General features: G+C 72.0%; 15 protein-coding genes. 5 read left to right on the top strand and 10 right to left on the bottom strand.

All coding sequences use genetic code 11. From position 1 onward, the window contains the following. Positions 1–105: 105 nt before the first annotated feature. Positions 106–987, bottom strand: a complete 882-nt coding sequence (locus ACGFH8_RS02305) for a hypothetical protein (RefSeq protein WP_393362169.1) — start codon at positions 985–987, stop codon at positions 106–108. Positions 988–1,178: 191 nt separating this feature from the next. Between ACGFH8_RS02305 and ACGFH8_RS02300 the strand changes: the two genes are divergently transcribed. After that, positions 1,179–1,586 (top strand): nitroreductase family deazaflavin-dependent oxidoreductase, encoded by a 408-nt coding sequence (locus ACGFH8_RS02300; protein ID WP_393362166.1) that lies wholly within the window; start codon positions 1,179–1,181, stop codon positions 1,584–1,586. A 30-nt stretch (positions 1,587–1,616) separates the two neighbouring features. Here the strand turns inward: ACGFH8_RS02300 and ACGFH8_RS02295 are convergent, their stop codons facing one another. Further along, positions 1,617–2,336, bottom strand: coding sequence for a VOC family protein (locus ACGFH8_RS02295; protein ID WP_393362163.1), 720 nt, complete (start codon positions 2,334–2,336; stop codon positions 1,617–1,619). Positions 2,337–2,538: 202 nt separating this feature from the next. On the opposite strand from ACGFH8_RS02295, the gene ACGFH8_RS02290 reads away from it, so the two are divergent. Continuing rightward, on the top strand, positions 2,539–2,808 hold the full coding sequence (locus tag ACGFH8_RS02290; protein WP_393362161.1) for a hypothetical protein: 270 nt from the start codon (positions 2,539–2,541) through the stop codon (positions 2,806–2,808). Positions 2,809–2,900: 92 nt separating this feature from the next. Here ACGFH8_RS02290 and ACGFH8_RS02285 read toward each other — a convergent pair whose 3' ends face one another. Continuing rightward, a complete protein-coding gene (locus ACGFH8_RS02285; protein WP_393362158.1) occupies positions 2,901–3,200 on the bottom strand; it encodes a hypothetical protein in 300 nt (99 codons plus the stop codon). 197 nt (positions 3,201–3,397) lie between these two features. After that, positions 3,398–4,525 carry a hypothetical protein gene (locus ACGFH8_RS02280; protein ID WP_393362155.1) on the bottom strand — a complete coding sequence of 376 codons (1,128 nt, stop codon included), beginning with the start codon at positions 4,523–4,525 and terminating at the stop codon, positions 3,398–3,400. 188 nt (positions 4,526–4,713) lie between these two features. Between ACGFH8_RS02280 and ACGFH8_RS02275 the strand changes: the two genes are divergently transcribed. Next, entirely contained in the window at positions 4,714–5,613 is a 900-nt protein-coding gene (locus ACGFH8_RS02275) for an ABC transporter substrate-binding protein (protein WP_393362152.1), read from the top strand. 85 nt (positions 5,614–5,698) lie between these two features. On the opposite strand, the gene ACGFH8_RS02270 is transcribed toward ACGFH8_RS02275, so the two are convergent. Then, on the bottom strand, positions 5,699–6,547 hold the full coding sequence (locus ACGFH8_RS02270) for a sigma-70 family RNA polymerase sigma factor (RefSeq protein WP_393362149.1): 849 nt from the start codon (positions 6,545–6,547) through the stop codon (positions 5,699–5,701). A 70-nt stretch (positions 6,548–6,617) separates the two neighbouring features. Here ACGFH8_RS02270 and ACGFH8_RS02265 point away from each other — a divergent pair, with 70 nt between their 5' ends. Beyond that, a complete protein-coding gene (locus ACGFH8_RS02265) occupies positions 6,618–7,037 on the top strand; it encodes a DoxX family protein (protein WP_393362145.1) in 420 nt (139 codons plus the stop codon). Positions 7,038–7,087: 50 nt separating this feature from the next. Further along, positions 7,088–8,074, top strand: a complete 987-nt coding sequence (locus ACGFH8_RS02260; protein WP_393362142.1) for an NAD-dependent epimerase/dehydratase family protein — start codon at positions 7,088–7,090, stop codon at positions 8,072–8,074. Here the strand turns inward: ACGFH8_RS02260 and ACGFH8_RS02255 are convergent. The 5 genes from ACGFH8_RS02255 to ACGFH8_RS02235 all read right to left on the bottom strand — a co-directional run bounded on the left by ACGFH8_RS02255 (position 8,071) and on the right by ACGFH8_RS02235 (position 22,488). Next, on the bottom strand, positions 8,071–9,579 hold the full coding sequence (locus ACGFH8_RS02255) for a hypothetical protein (protein WP_393362140.1): 1,509 nt from the start codon (positions 9,577–9,579) through the stop codon (positions 8,071–8,073). The genes ACGFH8_RS02260 and ACGFH8_RS02255 overlap by 4 nt on opposite strands. Positions 9,580–9,661: 82 nt before the next feature. Beyond that, positions 9,662–12,802 carry an amino acid adenylation domain-containing protein gene (locus tag ACGFH8_RS02250; RefSeq protein ID WP_393362138.1) on the bottom strand — a complete coding sequence of 1,047 codons (3,141 nt, stop codon included), beginning with the start codon at positions 12,800–12,802 and terminating at the stop codon, positions 9,662–9,664. Next, the gene (locus tag ACGFH8_RS02245) at positions 12,802–16,863 is read right to left on the bottom strand and encodes an amino acid adenylation domain-containing protein (RefSeq protein ID WP_393362135.1); all 4,062 of its coding nucleotides are present in this window, start codon (positions 16,861–16,863) and stop codon (positions 12,802–12,804) included. Before ACGFH8_RS02245 ends, ACGFH8_RS02250 begins: the two co-directional genes overlap by 1 nt. After that, positions 16,860–18,098, bottom strand: coding sequence for a MupA/Atu3671 family FMN-dependent luciferase-like monooxygenase (locus ACGFH8_RS02240; protein ID WP_393362133.1), 1,239 nt, complete (start codon positions 18,096–18,098; stop codon positions 16,860–16,862). The genes ACGFH8_RS02245 and ACGFH8_RS02240 overlap by 4 nt, the downstream gene beginning before the upstream one ends. Next, a complete protein-coding gene (locus ACGFH8_RS02235; protein WP_393362130.1) occupies positions 18,091–22,488 on the bottom strand; it encodes an SDR family NAD(P)-dependent oxidoreductase in 4,398 nt (1,465 codons plus the stop codon). The genes ACGFH8_RS02240 and ACGFH8_RS02235 overlap by 8 nt, the downstream gene beginning before the upstream one ends. Between the last annotated feature and the right edge of the window lie 77 nt (positions 22,489–22,565).

Here is a 22,565-nt window from a genome sequence, read left to right as displayed (position 1 = left end):
AGGCGGCGGCTGGATCTCCTCTCGTGGTGAGGGATCGGGCGACGGACAGTCAGGCGTGGGCGGCCACGGACACGGTGCTACCCGTACGGAGCTTTGCTGATCGACTCAGATGAGGAAGACGTAGCAGTCACGGAGGATGCTGACGTCGTCGTCCGACTCGGGCCAGGCGACAAGCGGCTGACCGTGCACGTCGAGGTCGTCGGGCCAGCCGGTGAACACCGGGTCGATGCTCAGCTCGGCCGCGACCTGCGGTGCCGCGCACTCGCCGACGAAGTCCCACAGCTCGTCGGCGTCAAGCCGTTCGGGCGGCCCGGTGCGACCGAGACGGGCCAAGGCGCGCTGCTCGATCGGCAGCGGCTCACCCGTCGACGTCTCCGGCTTCGCACTGCTGAAGCGGCGCACGATCTGACCACACGAGCCGACCAGCCATGCGTCGCCGTCGCCCTGGCTGCCGTAGAAGTAGGCCTGCGCGTCGCCGTACCGGGAACTCAGCTCCTGGACCCAGCCTTCCACCTGAGGATCGTCGTCGGGACCGCAACTCGGGCCGGAGACCACCGTCCAGCCGTTGAGCATCGGTGAGATGAAGACGTGTCGCCACGTACGCGATCGGTCGGGCCCGCCGTGACCGAGGTGGGCGACGAGCGTCTCGCCGAGGCCGTAGGTGGCGGGCGCGGACCTGGTCAGACCGAGCACCCGCATGATCTCCTGCTGGTCACCGCCACGCACGGTCAGCCACGAGTTGAAGCAGCCATCGATCGAGTACGGCCGGTCGTGGGGAAGCTTGATCGCGATGAGCCGTCGCAGCACGGCCAGGTCCGCGGGGTCGAGCGCCAGTTCGCCGCCGAGGTGCAGCAGAGCGAGCAGCGCGGGCCGCCGGGCCGGCGCGGGACCATCTCGGCGGATCGCCCGTAACTCCGGCAGCATGGCCGCGTCCAGGCCACCGAAGCCCTTGTCCGCCGCGTCGGTCAGCAGGTCCACGAGATTCACAGTGGACACCCTAGCCCCGGCGACTCACCCCGGGATTGGGCCTCGTTTCGAGGTGATGCCCGATCTGGTGGCCTCGTATTGCTCCGACGGCTGTGGTCGTCGGCCCATCGGTGGGTGCTGACAGTGCCGCGCCCCGTCGGGGCTGTCAGAATTGTGTCGACGGAGCCGGTGTGCGAAGGCAAGGAGAAGACGTGAGCGACTGGAACGACAAGATCATCGCTGAGTTCCGCGCCAACGGTGGGCAGGTCGGCGGTCAGTTCGCCGGCGCGCCGCTGCTGCTGTTGCACAGCGTCGGCGCCAGGAGCGGCCAGCCCCGCGTGCACCCGATGATGTACCAGGAGGTGGACGGCGGCTACGCCGTGTTCGCCTCCAAGGGCGGTGCGCCGACCAATCCTGACTGGTACCACAACCTGCTGGCTCACCCGAAGGCCCAAGCGGAGATCGGTACGGACAAGGTCGAGTTGGTCGCCAGAGTCGCCACCGGGGACGAGCGGGAACGGATCTGGAGCGCGCAGAAGGCCGCGTATCCAGGCTTCGCCGACTACGAGCGGAAGACCACCCGCCAGATCCCCGTCGTCGTCCTGGAACCGGCGCCGTAGGCGGAGACGGCACAGGGGTCGTACCGCGAGTCACCGCAACGCCGCCGCGAGTTCGGCGGCGTTGTCGTACGCGGATGCCGCCCTTGCGGATTCGTCTTCCGTGAGCGTGACGGACCGGGCGCGGGTCAGCATCTCGGCCGCAGTCTGTGGATCGTGCAGCACCATCGCGAGTTCGGCGCGGTAGACGAGGACCTCCACCTGCTCGACCGGATCGTCGTCGGCGTGTGGGCGGGCCAACGCGCTGTCGAGGATCCGTACGGCCTGTGCGACGCTTCCCCTGGAGTCGGCCTGCACGACAGCATTCGCCAGGGTCTTGGCCAGCCGCCCGGCGGGTGTGGCGGCCGGCATGGGCGCGGTGGCGGCGTCCCGAAAGACGCGGATCCAGTTGCCGCCCGGGTCGATGACGCTGAATCCACCCAACCCGTCGGCGTTCTTCCGCGCCCTGGGCCGGGTCATCCGCGGCGTGCCGGACACCAGTACCTTGCCGTACGCGGCGCGCATGCCGGCTGCGAATGCCCGATGTAGTCCCTCGATGTCCGCGGTGATCACGAGGCAGGAGCCGTAGGACTGCTCCGGGTCGAATCCGGGGATCTCGAAGAACTGCAGATGCAGGTCTTCCCGCTGCACCCCCACGCACGCGTTGGGCTTGCGTTGCTTGTAGGTGGTGTGGAAGCCGAGAACTCCGTAGAAGGTCTCGATGTCGTCAATTGATGCACACGGCAGCAGGGGAACGGTCCGTTCGTTTGTCATGCCTCCTTCCTAGGCGTCCCAGGGTGTCGGTCGCACATGGAAATAGCCGTCCATCGCCGTCGGCCATCCGATCGGCCGATGACTCAGAACGCGACGATGCCCGGCCGAGCCGCCGGCTGACGACGTCTTCGGGTCGGTCGGTCCGCGGCGCGGTTGGGCATGATGGACAGGCATGCGGTGCGCTGAAGCGAGGGGGTACGCCGTGGAGCTGCAACTGCGCATGACCGACAGGGCGCGAGATTTCGTCGAGCAGATCCTGCACGAGATGCTGGTGCGCTTCCCGATCACCCGGGACGAGGCGGTGGGCCGGGTGAACCAGGCGTGGGGACACCTCGACCACATCGGCGACAAGGACCTGATCTTCCACGAATCGCCTGACGAATGGGCTCGTACCATCTACTACGGCAAGGACTCGCGCTGGTGGCAAGGCGAGGACGGGCTCACGCCCCTGCCGTACGAGTCGGACGCGTGATCGGGCACGTGCTGCCCGGGTGCGCCGGCGTGGTGCGGCCGGGCGCACGTCTCAGAGTCGCCCGGAGGGTGGCAACTCCGGCTGCGCGACGTTCAGCTCTTGGGCAGCCGCAGCCGCGCGATGCGGCGCTCGCCGTCCAGGGCGCGCATCGCCCGGGCCAGCGTCGCGGCGTGCAGCTCGTCCTCGCCGCGTTCGAGCATGGTCTCCGCCGCCACGCCGATCGCCCTGGCCTCCGCCGCCAGCGCCTGCGCGGCAAGGACACAACCCCGCGCGTCGAAGTGGCCGCTGTCCCGAGCCGGGTTGAGTCGAGCCACCAGGTCGATGATGCGCAGGTAGCGGTCCACGAGTTCCTGCTCGGCGCGGGTCAGCGCGGGAAGCTCTCGTTCCGTCATCGCACTCCTTCCGTGGGCATCCCGCGTGCCGGGCGGGGAGGGAGGCGCAACCCGTGCGCGGCAGGATGGGGAGAGCCTATCCACCGCTGACCGGGCCATCCGGGTGCCGTCCGCCGCCGTGCGGACGGCCCTCATCGCCGGCGCAGACCTGCCGGGCGTTACCCACTCCACCTGGGCTGAGCCCCACCGGCGCCCGCCTACCTGCCGCTGTGGGACTGCCCGCCCTTCTCGTCCCGCCAGCCATCGGGTTGGGGATGGTAGCCGTACGCGGCAGCCCGGACCGTCTCCTCGTTTTCCAGCCCGGAGCCGATCGCGCCGCCGACGGTGGCCAACGAACTGGTGATCCAGGCCAGCGTCAGATAGTCGGTGACGTCGACCGGCCGCTGCAGGATCTGTTCCAGCACGGATGTGTCGATCAGCAGTGCCGCGACGAGCGCCGTTCCCACGAACAGCACCACGTAGGACACTGCCGTGGCCAGAGTGAGGGTGAGAACCGTACCCAGGTTGAACAGCCGTGCCAGCTCGGTCGGTGTGTCGTGGTCTGGCTTCTCCCACAGGTTGTGCGCGACGATCAGCCAGGCCACCAACGCGGCCAGCCCGAGCACCATGATCACGGCGAGCCGGAGTCCGCCGAGCGCGTCGCCCATCTGCCAGATGGTGTCCGTGGTGAGCGCGAACGCGGCGGTGCCGAACGCGCCGACCAGCAGCTTGGACAGGCCCAGCAGGGCACGCCCGGGGCGGTTGGCGCGGACCATGCCGGTCAACAGCCGCGCCCGGCCGATCAGGCGGGAGGCGACGTAGCGCCGCTCGCCGGTGTCTGCCTCGCTGACCACTCGGTGGACGGCGGGAATCCGCCGCGGCATCTCGGCCGGCGTCCCGTCGGCCGGCGGCACCCGCCTGTCGGAGGTCTCGGTCAGCAGCCTGCTCACCAGATCCGGGATGGCCGTGCGGGCCGCCCGCAGCTGGTGCAACCCCAGCGCGGGCAGGGACACCACCGCGACTCGACGCCTGGCCGAGGTCTGCGCGACCAGCGGCACCCGTTCGGCATGCAGTGGCAGGTCGGTCAGGCAGATCGCGACATCCCACTGGTCATCGGAACGCCGTCGGGCAAGATCGTCGAGCAGCGCCTCGACGCCGCTGTCGCGGCGCGGCGCCACCTCTCCCCAGCCTTGCCGTACCGTCCACCGCACGTTCGCGTCGACCCGTTCGGCGAGACCGCGGGCCAGCTCGGCGGTGAGCCGGTCGGCCACCCGGGCGGGGTGGTCCGGTGGGATCGCCACCAGCCCGACAACGATCTCCGGGTGTTGGTGTTCGCGGGGGGTCATCGGTGCTCCTCACCGGTAGCGGGCGCGCCGCCCAGACAGCCTAGAAGCTCACCCTGACCGTTGCAGCGGATTCGGGAGAAGGAACCGCGCCACGCGGAGCGCGAACCGGGTGCCGCAGCGTGAACCGATGGCCGGCCGGCACCTGCGCGGGAGTGGACGTGCCCGGATGTGCCTGGTAGGCACAGAGCGTGCGGATCCTTTCGTTACTGCCGGCGGCCACCGACATCGTGGCGATGCTTGGCCTGACCGGGCACCTGGTCGGGCGTACCCATGAGTGTGACTGGCCGCCGGGGGCCCTGGCCGAGGTCCCGGCGGTGACTGCGACGTCCCTGCCGGAGGCCCTGACCAGCCGGGAGATCTCGGCGGCGATCGCCGGTGACGCGCACCGGGGATCATCGCTGTACCAGCTCGACGTCGCCATGCTGGAGGACCTGAAGCCGGATCTGATCCTGACCCAGGATCTGTGCGACGTGTGTGCGGTCTCGTACGAGCGGGTCAACGACGCGGTTCGTCTGATCGATCTCGACACCACTGTGGTCTCCCTGGAGGCGCGGACCATCGACGGGATCCTGGACACCGTCGATGCCGTGGCCGCGCTGACCGGCGCCGAGGGCCGGGCGGCGGAGATCCGAGCTGACGCCGGACGTCGCCTCGCCGCGCTGCCCGGATCGGTGACCGGCGCCCCGACGGTGTTGTTCGTCGAGTGGCTCGACCCGCTGATGCCCGGCGGACACTGGGTGCCGGAGCAGATCGCCTATGCGGGTGGGCGGTCCCTGCTGCTCGGGCCGGGCGCGCACAGCACCCCGCACCTGTGGTCGGTGGTCGCCGACCTGGCTCCCGAGGTCGTGGTGTTCGGGCCGTGCGGGTTCACGCCCGAGCGCACCTTCGACGAGTTGTCGGTGGCGACGGCGCAACCCGGGTGGGCGGACCTGCCCGCGGTGCGTCAGGGGCAGGTGTGGGTGGTCGACGGGCCTGCCTACTTCAACCGCCCCGGCCCGAGGGTCGTCGACGGCGCGGAGATCCTCGCCGGCATCCTCGCGGGCCGTCCCGACTCCCGCGCTCGACGGGTACCCCTCGACGTGGCGTGACACCTCCGCGCCCGAGCTGCCGGGACGACCATCGGTCGGACCGCCGCCGCCTGCGTCGACATCGGCCGGGTCCGCCCGCGCGCCGTCACTCGGCAGCGGGGAGGGACACGACGCGGCGCTCGTAGGGTGCGATGGTGATGTTCGTGACGAGTCCGTCGTGGACGCTGATCCGGATCAGCGCGAGCGGGTGCCCGCCGGGAGCGACGACCGCGCCGGGGCGGCCGTCGACGAGGACTGGGACGGCGACGGCGATGCGGTCCACGAATGCCCTTGTCTCCTCCGCGACCGCCCGCGCGCCGCGGACGACGGGCTCGGCGCCGTTGGCGAGGAACCCGAGGTCGGCCGTGCGGACGACGTCGGGTGCCAGGAGCGTGACGAGCCGCGCGATGTCGCCACCACGCGCGGCGTCGAGGAAGGCGTCGATGACCTCGAGCTGGCGTGCGGGCCGCGGTGGGTCGACCGGACCGGCCGCCCGGAGTCGGATCCGCGCCCGACTCGCGAGCTTCTTCGCCGCGACCGTCGTCGTGTCGAGCACGGACGCGACCTGGTCGAACGGGACAACGAAGAGGTCGTGGAGCACGTAGGCCACCCGCTGCGGGGGAGAGAGTTCGCCGAGGACGACGAGCAGCGCGCGGGAGATGTTCTCACGACGGATGAACTCCTCGTCGGTCGCGAGGTGCGCGTCGGGGATGTTGTCGGCCCGGAGCGGGAGCTCGCCCCTGCGGTGGCGGGCGCGGAGCTGGTCCAGGCACAGGCGTGCGGTCACCGTGGTGAGCCAGCCGTCGAGGTTCACCAGTTGCGCGGGGTCGGCTGAACGCGCGCGCAGCCAGGCGGCCTGCACCGCGTCCTCGGCGTCGTGGTGCGAGCCGACGATGCGATAGGCCAACGACATCAGTCGTGCCCGCGACGCCTCGAAGTGATCGATCAGTTCCACGTCTGGTCACCTTTCCCGCGTGCCGGGCGTCAGGAGGGGCGGGAAACCAGAACCTGACGACCCTGCGCACATGGGAGGCACTGATGAGCTTACCGATCCCTCGACCACGTCGGCGCGCGTCATGATCGCCGTACTCGAAGGCGTGCTGCTCGGTGCGACGATCCTCTGCGCCCTCGCCAACGGCTTCGAGGTGGTGGCGAAGGCGATCAGGGCCGATTTCGTGCTGCGCAACTGCGCCGAGGTCGGGCTGTCCACGCGGTGGATCCCGTACCTCGCGTTGCTCGAGGGAGCCGGCGTCGTGGGGCTGGTGCTCGGCCTCCTGGGCGTGCGTCTCATCGGGCTGGCCGCGGCCGTCGGTCTCGTCCTGTTCTTCGTCGGCGCGCTCCTGGCTCACGTCCGGGCGCGGGTGTTCCACACCATCGCGTTTCCCGCCGTGTTCCTCGTCCTCGCCGTGGCCGCCGTGCCGCATTTCGGGTGGACGGCCGCCTGATCGGTGCTGCGAGCCGGAGATCCGCGGTAGGCCGTGATGTGATAGCCGGCATGGACTTGCTGATTCTCGGTGGAACGGCATGGCTGGGACGTGAGATCGCGCGGCAGGCGCTCGACCGCGGGCACCGCGTCACCTGTCTGGCCCGTGGTGACAGCGGTCCGGTGGCCGACGGTGCCGAGCTGGTGCGCGCCGATCGGCTCGGAGCGGACGCCTACGCGCGGGTAGCCGATCGGGATTGGGACGCGGTGCTGGAGGTCTCGTGGCAGCCCGCGATGGTGCGGGCGGCACTCGACGCGCTGGCCGGGAAGGCCCGTCACTGGTCGTACGTGTCCTCGGTGAACGCGTACGCGGACACCGATGTGCCCGGCGCCGACGAGTCCGCCCGCGTGGCCGAGCCGCTGACCGGGGACGAGGCGGACGGCGAGCAGTACGGCCCGGCCAAGGTCGCGTGCGAGCAGGCGTCCACGGCCGCGTGCGGCGACCGGCTGCTGATCGTGCGGCCGGGGCTGATCGGCGGTCCCGGCGACGACAGTGGCCGCACCGGCTACTGGGTCGCCCGGGCGGCGCGTGCCCCGCAGGAGCCGATGCTGGTGCCCGACACCCCCGACGTGGCCACCCAGGTGATCGACGTTCGCGATCTGGCGTTGTGGCTGGTGACCACGGCCGAGGACGGCCTCACCGGCACGTTCAACGCGGTCGGCCCGACCGTCCCGTTCGGTGATTGGGTGGAGCTGTGCCGGACCGCGGGCGGCCACGACGGCCCGGTCCGGCGGGTGCCGGCCGCCGCGCTGCTCGAGCAGAAGGTCGCGCAGTGGGCCGGCACCGACTCGCTGGCCATGTGGCTCGTCGAGCCCGGTTGGGAGGGCTGGTCCACCCGGGACGGTTCGGCGGCGACCCGGGCCGGGCTGCGCCACCGCTCCCGCGCGGACCTGGTCGCGGACACTCTGGCCTGGGAACGCGACAAGGGGCTGGACCGGGAGCGGGGCGCTGGCCTGAGCCCGCAACGGGAACGGGAGCTGATCGAGGCGCTGACCTAGCGGCCGCTGAGCAGCTCGGGTTCCAGTGGGCCGTCGGGGGAGCGGCGCGTCATGATCACTTCCTTGTGCGGGTCGCCGTCGAGCATCGCCTGCAGGATGTTGCTTCGGCCCTCGCTCACGCCCAGCAGCGTCGCGCCACCGTAGAGGGTGCGCAACTGACGCGGCTCCAGGCCGCTGGCCGCGCTCAGCTCGGCGGCGACGTCCGAATCGGGGCCGCCGGCGAGGAAATCGTGGATCTCGTCCAGGCGGTCCAACAGATGCGGTCGCTCCCGGGTCAGATAGTCGCCGAGCCGCTCGCCCTTGCCCGCGAAGGGGGAGTAGACCATGCAGATCAACTGCTCCTCGCCGAGCCCGTACGCCTCTGCGGCGAAGCCGTTGGCCCGCTCCCGCATCCGCACGGCGGCGTCCGGGCCGTCGTACCGCTGCCGCACCCGGTCGACAAGCCAGTCGGGGAACTCCTTGGTGTGCATCAGCCGGGTGGCGAAGGCGACGTACTCGTCGAGGCCCTCGCCGTAGTCCCGGCCGTACAGCCGCTCGCACTTGAGCCCGCGCAGGTGCGCCATCAGCGTCGGGTTGGCGCAGTCGGACTCGGTGAAGCTGAACGCCAGCTCGTCGAACGCGAAGCCGAGGAAGCCGGTCAGCAGCGGCCAGTGGTGCAACGAGGAGTAGCCGGTGTCCTCGAAGATAGAGAAGAACCGCAGCTCCTTCGGCACGTCCGAGGCCACGCCCCGGGCGGCCACCTCGTCTTTCGCGTCGGCGCCGAAGATCTCGGTGAAGTACACACCCGCGATCGCGTCGGCGGAGCGCAGGAAGCTGCCGAAACCGGCGTCCCCCGTCTGGCGCGGCTGCCGGCCGTGGTTACGCGCCAGCCGGTTCACCCAGAGGTAGTAGGACCGCTGCTCGGCAGGTGAGTCGCCGGTGATGACGAGATCGACCCCGCCGTCGTACGCGGTCGCGATGCCAAACGAGTTGACCATGCTGAGGTTGCACGAGTTGCAGAACGTGGGCCGGCCCTCGGCCATCGTCCGGTGCCCGGTCATCAGCATGTCCAGGCGGTTGCGGGCGAGCACCCGGGGCGACGCCGGCTCGTCGCGGCGGAACGGGCGCACCTCGTCGTCCTCGATCATGATCGCGGTGCAGTCCGGGTCCTCCGCGAAACCCAGCGCCTGGTACGCCCGGTCGATGTTGTCCATCACCGCCTGCGGCATGCCCGCCTGTCGGTTGGTGGCCGAGCGGAGCCGGAACGTGCTGCCGTACCGGTCGTGCAACAGCAGCTGCACCATCCGGACGAACGCCAGCGTGTACGTGCTGTCCTTGCCGCCTCCGTACGCGACGAGGACGACGTTGTCGCCGGGCCGCTCCCGGACCGGCAGCGCCGCGTACAGCCGCTGCGCGCAGTTCTCGGCGCCCGCGACGTCCTCGGCGGACAGCGCGTCGCGGAGCCCGGCGAGCGTGCGCGCTCGAATGTCGGCGAGGTCGGGCGGGACGGTCCTGGTTGTCGGCATGCGGTTTCCCCCGGGAGCGAACGGCGTACGGAATTCGTCGAGTGCATCGACGACCGTGCGCCGAAGACGGAACGAGACGGAATCAGGTGGTGGTCCGCGACCGGCGGGCGGCGGAGAGCTGGGCGGTCCGGCGCGCCGAACCGCGCTCGCTGCCGGTGGACACGGACTCGGGCGCGGCCGCACCGGTGAGGAACGTCGCCATGGCACGGATGGTCGGATGCCGGAACAGGTCGATGACGTGGACGTCACGACCGAACGCGGCGCGCAGGGCCTCCCGCAGCCGGATGATCAGCAGCGAGTTGCCGCCCGCGTCGAAGAAGTTGTCGGTCGCGCCGGCCGCGCCGCCGAGCACCTCCGCCCAGCAGGCGGCCACCCGCTCCTCGGCCTCGCCGACGGTGGCCTCCTTGGGCCGGTCGGCGGAACCGGCCGCGAGCAGGGCCAGCACCGCCTTACGGTCCAGCTTGCCGCTCGGCAGCAGCGGCAGGCTGTCGGTCACCCGCAGCACCGCGGGCACCATGTACGCGGGCAGCCGGTCGGCCAGGAAACCGCGCAGCTCGGCATCGCTCACCGCAGCGCCCGGTCGGGGTGCGGCCGCCGCCACCAGTTCGTCGCCGGACGCCGCGCGGCGCACCATCGCACAGGCCTCGCCGACCGCCGGATGGGTGAGGATGATCGCCTCGACCTCGCCCAGCTCGATCCGCGCTCCGCGCAGTTTGACCTGGTGGTCGACCCGGCCGACGTAGAGGATGCGCCCGTCCGAGGCGTACCGGACGAGGTCGCCGGTGGCGTACAGCCGCTCGCCGCCGGTGGTGGAGAACGGGTCGGGGATGAACCGCTCGGCGGTGAGCGCCGGCCGGTTCAGGTAGCCGCGGGTGACCCCGGCGCCGCCGAGGTGCAGCTCGCCGACCACCCCCGGCGGCACCGGACGCTTGCGCGGATCCAGGATGTACGCCTTGGTGTTGAGCATCGGCCGCCCGATCGGGATCGCTTCCCCCGGACGCACGATGTTGAACAGTGAGAACGTGGTGGTCTCGGTCGGGGCGTACATGTTGTAGATCCGCTCGACGCCGGGCAGTTCGGCGAGCCCCCGCAGCACCGACGGGGCCAGCACCTCGCCGTTGGAGACGACGGTGGGCGGGGAGCCGGGCGGGCCACCCATCTTCAGCAGCTCGCTCCAGATCGACGGCACCGCTGTGACAAGCGACAACGTGTCGGTGCCCGGTGTACGCGGCAGCGCGAGCGCGTCCTCGGCGATCACCACCGTGCCACCGCCGGCCAGCGCGGTGAAGATCTCCCACATGCACACGTCGAAGGTCATCGAGCTGATCAGCGGCACCGAGGTGAAGGTCTCCGGGCCCAGCTCACGGTGCGCCCAGGTGATGATGTTGATCAGGTTGCGGTGCTCCAGCACCACCCCCTTGGGGCCGCCGGTCGAGCCGGAGGTGAACAGGATGTACGCGGCGTTGGCCGGCCGTACCGGCGAGTCGACCGGGCCGTCCGGGCCGGTGCGCAGCCGCGGATCGTCCTCGGTCAGCTCGACGTGCCGGGCGGGATACCCGGCCACCCGCTCGGCGTACCGCGGCGCCGCGACGATCACGGCCAGGCCGGCATCCGCGACGATCTGGTCGAGCCGTCGCTGCGGGAGTGCCGGGTCCAGCGGCACCCACACGCCACCGGCCTTGAAGATGCCGAGCATGACGGCGAGCATCTCCAGCGAGCGGGGCAGACACACGCCGACCCGGGCCTCGGGGACGACGCCGAGATCCAGCAGCAGGTGACCGGCGCGGTTCGCGGCGGCGTCGAGCTCGCGGTAGCTCCACCGCCGGTCCCCGGAGCGGGCCGCGACGGCGTCCGGGGTGACCGCCGCCTGGCGTTCGAGCAACTGGTGGATGAGCAGGTCGGGCACCTCACCCGTGGTGTCGTTCCAGTCGTGCAGAACGAGCCGGACGTCCGCGTCGGTGGCCGCGATCAGGTCGGAGACCGGCTGCGCCGGATCCTCGACGATCCGGCCGAGGATCGTCTCCAGCCGCTCCAGCATGCGTTGCACGGTCACCGCGTCGAACAGGTCCTCGCGGTAGCCGATCCGGAACCGCAGACCCTGTTCCGTACGGGTGAGCGCGAAGTCCAGCTCCACCTTGGCCGTCGGGAGCAGCGGATAGGACACGCGGACGGTCAGCTCACCCGCGCTGGCCGGCGCGGGCACCTCCTCGTAACCGAACATGACCTGGTAGAACGGGTAGTAGCTGGGGTCGTGGGCGACGCCGAGCGCCCCCAGCACCGTCTCGAACGGCAGGTCCGGCTGCTCCATCGCGTCCAGCAGGCTGCCCCGCACGCGGCCCAGCAGGTCGCCGAACGACGGGTCGTCGCCGAACTCGGTGCGCACCACGACCGGCCGGGCGAGATAGCCGATCAGCTCGGCCGTCGCCGGATCGTCGCGGCCGGCGAGCGCGAGCGCGGTCACCACGTCGGTGACGCCGTGCTGGCGGAGCAGCACGTCGCAGGCCGCCTTGGTGAGCATGTACTCGCTCGCCCGGAACCGTCGGGCCACACCGGCGAGCCGGTCGGCCACGGCCGGGGCGAGCGTCCGGCTCAGGTACGCCATCCGGTGCCGCGTCACCGCCGGGCGGGAGCGGTCCAGCGGCAGGTCCATCACCTCCGGAGCGCCGGTCAGGTGTTTGGTCCAGAACGCCGCCGCGCCGTCACCGACCGCCGCCGCACGGCGACGAGAGTAACCGGCGTAGTCGGCGGGCTCCCGCGGCGCCGGCTCGGCGCCCGCGGCGTACGTCGCGTACAGGCTGATCAGCTCGGTGCGGAAGAGGTCCAGCGAGACGCCGTCGAAGACGACGTGGTGCACGCAGCCGACCAGCCGGTGCTCCGTCTCGGACACCCGGACCAGCAGGAACCGGGCGAGCGGCTCGGCGGCGAGGTCGAAGCCCCGGTCGAGGAAGGCCGCGACGTCGTCGTCCTGCCCAATCGCCACCTGCACCGGTCCGGGCGCCGCCACGACCTGCTCGACGTGGCCGTCGACGGCGCGCAGCCCGGTCCGCAGCGCGGGTTGCCGCCGGGCCAGTTCGGTCAGCGCGCGGCGCAGCGCCGCCGGGTCGAGCGGCCCGTCGAACCGCACCTCGAACGGCACGTTGTAGAACGGGTCGCCCGGCCGCATCTCCGCCATGAACCACAGCCGCTGCTGTGCCGCGGACGCGGGCAGGATCTCGACGCTCATCAGGCGTCCTCCCTCGGCTCGTTCAGTACGGCTGCGACCGCGGCCACCAGCGGCTCGCGCATCATCGTGTAGTGGTTGCCGTCGACCGTCCGGACGGTGAGCCCGCCGCCGGCCAGCTCGGTCCAGCGGGCGTACAGCGCCGGGTCCTCGTCGCGGGCCAGCACCAGCGTGTACGGCGTGGCCAGCGGCCGCGGCCGGTACTTCCACACCAGGTGCAGGTTCGCGACCCACAGGTCGAGCACCAGCGCCATCCGGTCACGGCCGGCGTCCGGCGGCAGGTAGTCGCCCTTGCGCGCGATGTCGAGCAGGTAGTCCAGGTGCTCGTCGTCGGTCATCTCGCGCAGCTGGTCGAGGCCGAGCAGACCGTCGCCGTAGTCCCACTGCAGGTTCTGCGCGAGGGCCGCCACGATGTCCGACCGGTCGGGCTCCTGGTCCGCGGTGACGAAGACCGGCGGGTGCGAGTCGAACAACGTCAGCTCGACCTGCTCGCCCTGGCTCTCCAACTCGGCGGCGATGGCGAACGCGTTGACGCCGCCGTAGCACCACCCGGCGACCGTGTACGGGCCGGCCGGCTGCTGCCGGCGGATCAGCTCGACGTACGCGGCGGCCCGCTGCTCGAACGTCGCGTACGGCAACTCGCCGTCGACAAGCGGTGGGGGTGCGATCGCGTACATGGGACGGTGCAGCGGCTCGGTCAGCCGGGCGAACGGCATGTAGCAGACCACCTCGCTGCCGGCCGGGTGCGCGAAGAAGATCGGCCGCCCGGCGGTCCCGAACCGGATCTCCACCAGGTGCGCCTCCTGCTCCGGCGCGTAGCCGTCGCGCAGCAGGTGGGCGAACCGTTCCACGGTCGCGCCCTGGAAGATCGCCGCCATCGGCAACTGCCGGCCGAACCTGCTCTCGATCTCGGTCATCAGCTTCAGCACCAGCAGCGAGTGGCCGCCCAGGTCGAAGAACCTGTCGTGCAGGCCGACCGGGCGGGTGCCGAGCACGTCCTCCCAGATCGCGGCCACGGCGAGTTCCACCGGGTCGCGGGGCGCGACGAACCCCGCGCCCTGTCGTTCGGCAGGTGGTGGCGGCAACGCCCGGCGGTCGATCTTGCCGCTGGTGGTCAGCGGGAAGTCGGCCATCGCGACCAGGGCGGCGGGCACCATGTAGTCGGGCACGAACGCGCGCAGATGCTCGCGCAGGTCCTCGGGCCGGAACGCCTCACCGCTCGGCTGGACATAGGCGACCAGGCGGCGGTCGCCGGGCCGGTCCTCGCGCACCATGGCGACCGCGCGGGCCACCTCCGGATGCCCGGCCAGCCGGGTCTCGATCTCGCCCAGCTCGATCCGGTAGCCGCGCAGTTTCACCTGGCCGTCGTCGCGGCCGAGGAAGAGCAGGGTGCCGTCCGGGCGGTAGCGGACCTGGTCGCCGGTGCGGTACAGCCGGGCGCCGGGGCGACCGCTGAGGTGGTCGGGCACGAACCGTCCGGCGGTGAGCCCGGGCCGGTCGTGGTAGCCGCGGGCCACCCCGGCGCCGCCGATGTACAGCTCGCCGGGCAGCCCGGCACTCACCGGTTCCAGGTGCTCGTCCAGGACGTACACCTCGGTGTTCGCGATCGGGCGGCCGATGGAGATCTGACCCGCGCCCGGCTCGACCCGCCAGCAGGTGGACCAGATCGTCGTCTCGGTCGGGCCGTACACGTTCCACACCGGAGCGGGACCGTCGGCGAGGACACCGGCCAGCACCGGCGGCAGCGCCTCACCGCCGACCAGCACCCGCAGCGCGCCGGTGTTGCGCCAGCCCGACCCGGTCAGCAGGTGCCAGGTGGCCGGGGTCGCCTGCATGACGGTGGCGCCGCGGTCGGTGAGCAGATCGCGCAGGGCGGCACCGTCCTGGCCGACCGCGCGAGGCACGACCACGACCTCGGCGCCACGCGCCAGCGGTGTGTACAGCTCCAGACCGGCGATGTCGAACGAGACGGAGGTGACCGCGGCCAGGACGTCGCCGGCGGTCAGTTCGATCTCGTCGGCCATGCCCAGCACCAGGTTCACCAGGTTGCGGTGGGTGACCTCGACGCCCTTCGGCCGCCCGGTCGACCCGGACGTGTAGATGACGTACGCGAGCCGCTCGTCGGACAGCGCCGGACCGGCCCCGAGCGGCCCGCAGGCGGCGATCGCGTCCCGGTCGAGATCCAGGCAGACCACCTCGCCGGCACACTCCGCGAGCGCCGGGCGCAGCTCCGCCTCGGTCAGCAGCGCCATCGCGCCCGCGTCGGCGCACGTGGTGGCGAGCCGCTGCGGCGGATGGCCGGGATCGAGGGGGAGATAGGCCGCGCCGGACATCAGCACGCCGAGCAGACCCACCACCAGGTCGACGGACCGCTCCAGGCAGACGCCGACCACGCGCTCCGGCCCGGCGCCGCGCTCGCGCAGGTACGTCGCCAGGGCGCCGGCCCGCTCGACGAGTTCGGCGTACGTGATCCGCTCGTCGCCGGACGACACCGCGACCGCCGCCGGGCTCGCCGCGGCCTGCCGCCGGATCAGCCCGTCCAGGGTGAGCCCGGCCTCCCGGGGGACGGCCGTGCTGTTCCATGCCGTCAGCATCGTGGCGAGCTCGGCGTCGTCGGCAAGCGACAGGCGGCCGACCGGCCGGCCGGTATGGGTCACCCCCTGCTCCAGCAGCCGGCGCAGGTAGCGGGCCAACCGTGCGATCGTCTCGGTGTCGAACAGGTCGGTGTTGTACTCGAAGAGCCCGAACAGGTGGTCGGCCAGCACCGCGTCGTCGAAGACGCAGAGCATGCACTCGTCCTTGGCCGTGTGGTTGTCGAAGATCAGCGCTTCCAGCCGCAGCCCGGACAACGGCACCGGGTCCTCGTGGAAGTCGACGAACATGAACGACGTCTGGTAGACCGGGTTGCGGCTCGGATCCCGGTCGACGTCCAGCTCGTCGAGCAGCGTCCCGAACGGGATGTCCTTGTGGTCGAACGCGTCCACCACGGTGCGCCGCACCGAGTGCAGCAGCTCCCGGAACGTCATCTCCGGACGGATGACCGTCCGCAGCGGCAGCATGGTCAGGAAATAGCCGATCAGCGCCTCCAGCTCGGACCGGCTGCGGGTCGAGGAGGTGGTGCCGACGATGATGTCCTGCTGCCCGGTGAGCCGGTGCAGCAGCAACTGCCACGCCGCCAGCACGACGACGTACACGGTCGTGCCCTCGCGGCGGGCCAACTCCCGGACCGCCTCGGTGAGCGCGACCGGCAGGTGGAACTCGTAGCGGGCGCCGTTGAACGTCTGCACCGGCGGCCGGGGCCGGTCGGCCGGTAGCTCCAGCACCATCGACGCCCCGCCGAGCCGCTCCCGCCAGTACGGCACCTCACGCGCCTTGATCCGCTTGTCCACCCAGCGCGGCTGCCACTCGGCGTAGTCGGCGTACTGGACCGGCAGGGCGCCCAGCTCGGGCTCCCGGCCGGCCAGCTTCGCGTTGTAGAACTCGGCGACCTCGGCGCCGAAGACGCCGAGCGACCGCCGGTCCCAGACCAGGTGGTCGATCGTGGCGATCATGACGGTGTGGTCCGCGGCCAGCCGGAGCACCGAGATGCGTACCAGCGGTCCGGCGACGATGTCGAACGGCCGGCGCACCTCGCCGGCGCCGAGCTCCCACATCCGTTGTTCCCGGGCCTCGGCAGGCTCGTCCGTCAGGTCGAACTCGCGGTATTCGTACGCCAGCTCGTCGTGCACCACCTGCACCGGCCGCAGACCGTCGAGCCGGAACGTGGTCCGCAGCGCCTCGTGTCGGGCGACGAGCGCGCCGAGGGCCCAGCGCAGCGCGTCCAGCCGCAGGTCACCGCGCAGGCGCCAGGCGAAGAAGACGTTGTACGCCGGGTCGTCACTGTCGAACTGGTGAATCAGCCAGATCCGCTCCTGGTCCACGGTGAGCGGACTGGGCCGGCCGTGGCCGCGCGGGGTGATCGGCTGCTCGGACGGCGCGGCGCCGCCCCGTTCCCGCAGCCGCCTGTCGAGCAGCGCCCGCTGCTGCGGGGTGAGTTTTGCCAGCCGGTCGGCGATGTCGGTCATGCCGCGTCCTGCTCGCCGCGGTAACGGTCCTTCAGCTCGGTGAGGTGCCGCAGGCTGTCCAGCACCCGGGCCTGCTCGACGCCGAAGTCGACGAGGCAGGCCACCTCGTGCACCCCGATGTCGACCAGATCCTCGATCAGCGTCTCGCACTTGTCGGGCGTGCCCAACAGCGCGATCGTGTCGTAGTAGCGATCGAACATCGCGCTCAGCATGGCCTCCCGCTCCTCTGTGTTCAGCTGCGAGAACACGCTGCCGAAGCTGTCCTGTTGGGCCAGGAAGTCGGTGAGGTAGTCGATCAGCGGGCGGCGGACCAGCTCACGGACCTCGTCGTCGGACGTGCCGACGAACGTGTGCGCCATCGCGCCGACCCGCCCGGGACCGTGACCGTTGTCCCGCCTGGCCTCCTGGTAGGCGGCGATCTTGCGGCCCAGGTCTGGCAGCTGCTGGGCGACCAGCCCGGTCAGCACGTTCGCGCCGGCCCGGCCGGCCTGGACGAACGTGTCGATGTTGCCCGATGCGGAGATCCAGATCGGCAGCTCCGGCTGCAACGGGCGCGGCATCGACCGGACCTGGATGGTCTCGCCGTCCGGCCGCTGCAACGGCACGGATTCGCCGCGCCACAGCCGCTGCACAAGCGTGATCCGCTCGAACATCTCGGTCCGGCGCTGCTGGTAGCGGTCCGGGCTCGGATCCGGGGCGAGCACGAAGTCGTCCGGATGCCAGCCGGAGGCGCAGGAGATCGACACCCGGCCGCCGGAGAGGTTGTCCACCACCGACCAGTCCTCGGCGATCCGGACCGGATGGTGCAGCGGCACGACCACGCTGCCCGCCCGGATCGACAGCCGCTCGGTCACCGTCGCGATCGCCGCCGCCAGCAGCGCCGGGTTCGGGAACAGGCCGCCGAAGTCGACGAAGTGCCGCTCCGGCACCCAGATGCCGGCGAAGCCGTGCTGGTCGGCGTACCGCGCGCAGTCCAGCAGCATCCGGTATTTGCCCGGGCCCTCGATCGAGCCGTCGCTGGAGAAGAAGAACAGGCTGAAGTCCATCCGGCTGGTCGGCCGCCGGGTGCGGCGGTCCCGGCCGGCCCGGGTGCCCGGCGATCCCTCGTCGGGCCGGGCGAACCACGGCAGTGCGCTGCGCCGCTCCTGCAACCTGCGTTCCAGCAGCCGGCGCTGCGGTTCGGACAGCGACGCCACCCGCTCCCGCAGCGCCCGAGTCGTGTCGACGTCAGACATCATTCTCCCCCAGCCGGTCGGCGGTCTCCTCGGCGGACAGCCCTTCCACCTCGCGCAGCAGCGCCTCGAACTCGTCGAGGCCGAGGCCCGCGGCCTGCTGCTGCCGGATCGCGGCGGCCACCCCGGGCACCGTCGCGGCCTCGAAGATGACGTTCATCGGCAGATCACCGTGCAGTTCGCGGAGCCGGGCGATGATCTGGATGGCGAACAGCGAGTTTCCGCCGAGCTCGAAGAAGTCGTCGTCCGCGGCGAAGCCGTCGCGGCCGAGGACGTCGTGCCACACCCGGGCGACGCTCTGTGCCACCTCGTCGTCGGGCCAGGTGTCGGCCGGATCCCAGGAGGAAGCCGCGGTGGCCGGGCCGCGCAACGACTCGGCGACCGCGTGCGCGTCGAGGGCGGCCCCGCCGGCCAGCACCGACCGCAGATCCACCGCGGACACCACGGCGCGCGGAAGCCCGGCGGCCAGTACCGCCCGGGCGGCGGCCACGCCCTCCTGCGCCCGTACGCCGGCCTCGCGCCGGTGCCTGGCGAAACCGTCGCGCATCGCCGGAGTGCCGGCCTGCTGTTCGTGCCAGTCGTCGAAGGCCCACTGCGCCCACGCGATAGTGGTCACCGGCCGGCCACTCGCGGCGCGCGCGTCCGCGAACGCGTCGAGGAACGTGGCCACCGCGGCGTTCTCCGCCTGGCCGATCCCACCGACAAGTCCGGTCGTGCTGGAAACGGTGAGGAAGAAGTCCAGGTCGCCAGGGAGCAGTTCGTCGAGCAGCAGGGTTGAGCGCACCCGGGCGTTCAGCACCGTGTCGATCTGCTCGGCGGTCTTCAGGGCGATCAGCCCGGAACCGCGTACGTCCACCGCGTGCACGACCCCGTCGACGGTGCCGAGGTGGTCGCGGGCCGCGTCCACCACCCGCCGCACGTCTTCCCTACTGGCCAGGTCGGCCGCGACGAAGCCGATTCGGCCGGACTCGGCCAACCGGACGAGCCGGTCCCGGGTCTGCGCCGGCAGCTCGGTCGTGGCCCACTCGTCGAGCGCCGGGAAGCCGGGCGGCCCGGCCAGCATGACCCGCGCGCCCTGGCCGATCATGTCCTCGGCGAAGGACAACCCGGGTTCGTGCGTGGCGCCGGTGACCAGATAGGTGGCGTCGCGGTTCCAGACCTGGTCGGCCGGCGCCGGGCCGAGGTCGATTCCCGCGTACGCCGGAAGCCAGCGCCGGCCGCCGCGCAGCGCGACCACCTCGTCGGGGCTGTCGGCGCTCAGTTCGGCCACCAGGTGCTCGGCCAGCCCGGTGTCGGACCGGCGGACGTCGACGCAGCGTGTACGGATGGCGTCGAACTCCTGGGCCAGCACCCGGGCCGCGCCGAGCACCGTCGCCCGTTGCGGCCCGTGCGCGCCCGTGCCGTCCACGTCGTGCAGCTCGTCGGTCAGCACGTCGATCCGGACCGGCCGGCTGTCTCCGGAGGCGCCGAGCGAGCGGGCAACGTCGAACAGTGCCGGCAGGCCCGGGTCGCCGCCGATGCCACGGGCGTCCACGACGTGATCGAACCGGCCGGCGGGCAGGCCGTCGTCGGCGATCCGCACGGTGTCGCCGCGGGCTTCCAGCAACGGCACGAGACTCGCGGCCAGACCGGCGTGGTCGGGCAGGACCAACCAGCTGCGCGGGCCGGTCGGCGCGGGTGCCGGCCGCGGTGCCCGCCGCCACACCGGCACGCTCGTCCAGCGGGCCGGGTCGAGACGGCCCGTCGGGCTCTGCTCACCCGGGCGGGGCAGCAGGTGGTCGTCGCCCTCGAACGGATAGCCCGGCAGTGAGACCCGACGCCCGGCAGTCCCGTGCCACGCCGCCCAGTCCACCGGCACGCCGCGGCTCCACAGCTCGGCGACGCCGTCGCGGAAGGACTTGACCTCGTCGGTGGGTGAACCCTGGCGGTGCCGCAGCAGAGCCACCGCGGCGACCGGCGCGTCGTCGCTGCCGTGCGCCCCGGCCAGGGTGGTCAGCGCGCTGCCCGGCCCGGCTTCCACAAGCACCCCGCGACCCAACACCGTGCGTACGCCGTCGGAGAACCGGACCGGTTGGCGGACGTGCCCGACCCAGTAGTGCGGGTCGGTGGCCTGCTCGTCGGTGATCCACGTGCCGGTCACGTTGGACACGAACGGGATCCTCGGCGCGGCGAGCGGGATGCCCCGAAGGACGTCGCCGAACTCCGGCAGGGCCGGCTCGACGAGCGCGGTGTGGAAGGCGTGCGAGGTGGCCAGCGCCTTCGGCCGCAGACCGTGCTCGGTGAGCCGCCGCTCGGCCTCGGCGATCTCGTCCGGCGTACCCGCGACCACGCAGGAGCGCGGGCTGTTGACGGCGGCGACCACGGCGTTTCCGTCGCCGTCGAGCAGCTTCTCGACGGTCTCGGCGGGCGCGGCCACGGTCAGCATCCGGCCCGGCGCCGCCTGGTTCATCAACCGTGCCCGCGCGGCCACCACGGTGATCGCGTCGTCCAGCGTGAACACGCCGGCCAGGCACGCGGCGACCAACTCGCCCAGGCTGTGCCCGAGCAGGGCTGCGGGCCGGATCCCGGCGGCCAGCAGCGTGCGCGCCACCGCGTAGTCGAGGCTGAACAGGACCGGCTGGGTGTGCACGGTCTGCCGCAGCCGCTCGGCCGCCGTGTCGTCGTCGGCGAAGGCGACCGCGTGCAGGTCGATCCCGAGCCGGCTGCCGAACCCCTTGGCGCACTCGTCGAAGGCGGCCCGAAACTCCGGCTCGCTGTCGTAGAGCCGCGCGCCCGCGCCCGGATACTGGCTGCCCTGGCCGGGGAGGAGGAAGACGGCGGCGGCCGGCTCGGACCGCGTCGCGGTGCGCGTGGCGCGCAGGGCCGCGATCACGTCGGCGGCGTCCGTGCCGGTCACCGCCCGCCGGAACGGGAATTCGGCACGGCCGCTCTGCAACGTGTACGCGACGTCCGGGAGGTGCAGTCCGGCGTCCGCGGCCAGCCGGTCGGCGAGCCGGGCACAGGCGGCGTCGAGCGCGGCCGGCGTCCGAGCCGACACCGGAAGGACCTGGCGGGTCTGCTCCGGCAGCCCACGGGCGGCCGTCGCCGGCGGCGCCTCCAGGACGACGTGGACGTTCGTGCCGCCGATACCGAACGAGCTGACCCCGGCCCGGGCGGGATCGGGCGTTCGCGGCCACGGCTCACCTGTCGCGCTGACCCGGAACGGGCTGCCGTCCAGGCCGGTCGCCGGATTGGCGCTCCGGTAGTGCAGCGTCGGCGGGAGGTACCGGTGCGCGATGGCCAGGGCCGCCTTGATCAGGCCGACCACGCCGGCGGCCGTGTCGAGGTGGCCGACGTTGCCCTTCACCGAGCCGAGCAGGCAGCTCCCCGGCGCGGCCACCGGCCCGAACACCTCGGTCAGCGCCCGCACCTCGATCGGGTCACCAAGCGGGGTCCCGGTGCCGTGCGCTTCGACGTACCGCACGGTCGCCGGGTCGACCCCGGCCACCGCCAGCGCCTCCGCGATCACCTCGGCCTGGCCGCGCGGCGACGGCGCGGTGAACCCGGCCTTCTCGGCGCCGTCGTTGTTGACCGCCGAGCCGCGGATCACGGCGTACACGTGGTCGCCGTCGCGCTGGGCGTCGTCGAGCCGCTTCAGGACGACCACCGCGGTCCCGTCGCCGACGACAGTGCCCGCTGCAGCCGCGTCGAACGGCCGGCAGTGCCCGTCCGGCGACAGGATGCCACCCTCGTCGTAGTGGTAGCCCTGGGCGTCGAGCAGCCGCACGGCAGCGCCGCCGGCCAACGCGACGTCGCACTCGCGCAGCAGCAGGCTCTGCGCTGCCAGGTGCACCGCCACCAACGACGAGGAACAGGCGGTCTGCACGGTCACGGCCGGGCCGCGCAGGTCGAGTTTGTACGCCACGCGCAGCGCGAGCATGTCGAGGTCGGTGCTGACGGCTGCCTGCACCGGAAGTGTGGTGCGACGGCGTTCCGGGTCGGCGTCGATGCGCTGCGACCGGTACCCGCTCGTGCTGCCGCTGGCGAAGACCCCGACCCGGCCGGTGAGCTGCTGCGGGGCGTACCCGGCGTCTTCCAGCGCGTGCCACGCGGTTTCCAGCAGCATCCGCTGTTCCGGGTCGGTCAGCTCCGCCTCGGCCGGGGTGTAACCGAAGAACTCGGCGTCGAACCGGGCGGGCCGTCGCAGGGCGCCGACCACCGGCACGTACGCCGGATCGTCACGGGTCTCGGCCGGCACACCGGCGTCGGCGAGCTGGTCCGGGGTCCACCGGGTGAGCCCCTCCTCGCCGGCCACCAGGGCGGCCCAGAACGCGTCGAGGGTCTCGGCACCCGGCAGGCGACCGGCCATCCCGACGATCGCAATGCCGAGCCCGTCGTCACCGTTGTCAGCCATGCCGTCCTCCCCGGGATCTGATTCGTCCCGCTGTATTCACTTTTCGAAATGGTTGTGCGACCTTGGAGACCACTGCG

Origin of the sequence: Micromonospora sp. NPDC049175 (assembly GCF_043197345.1) — a bacterium.
In the GTDB taxonomy this organism is placed as follows: Bacteria; Actinomycetota; Actinomycetes; order Mycobacteriales; family Micromonosporaceae; genus Micromonospora.
This window is presented reverse-complemented; position numbering and strand designations above follow the sequence as displayed.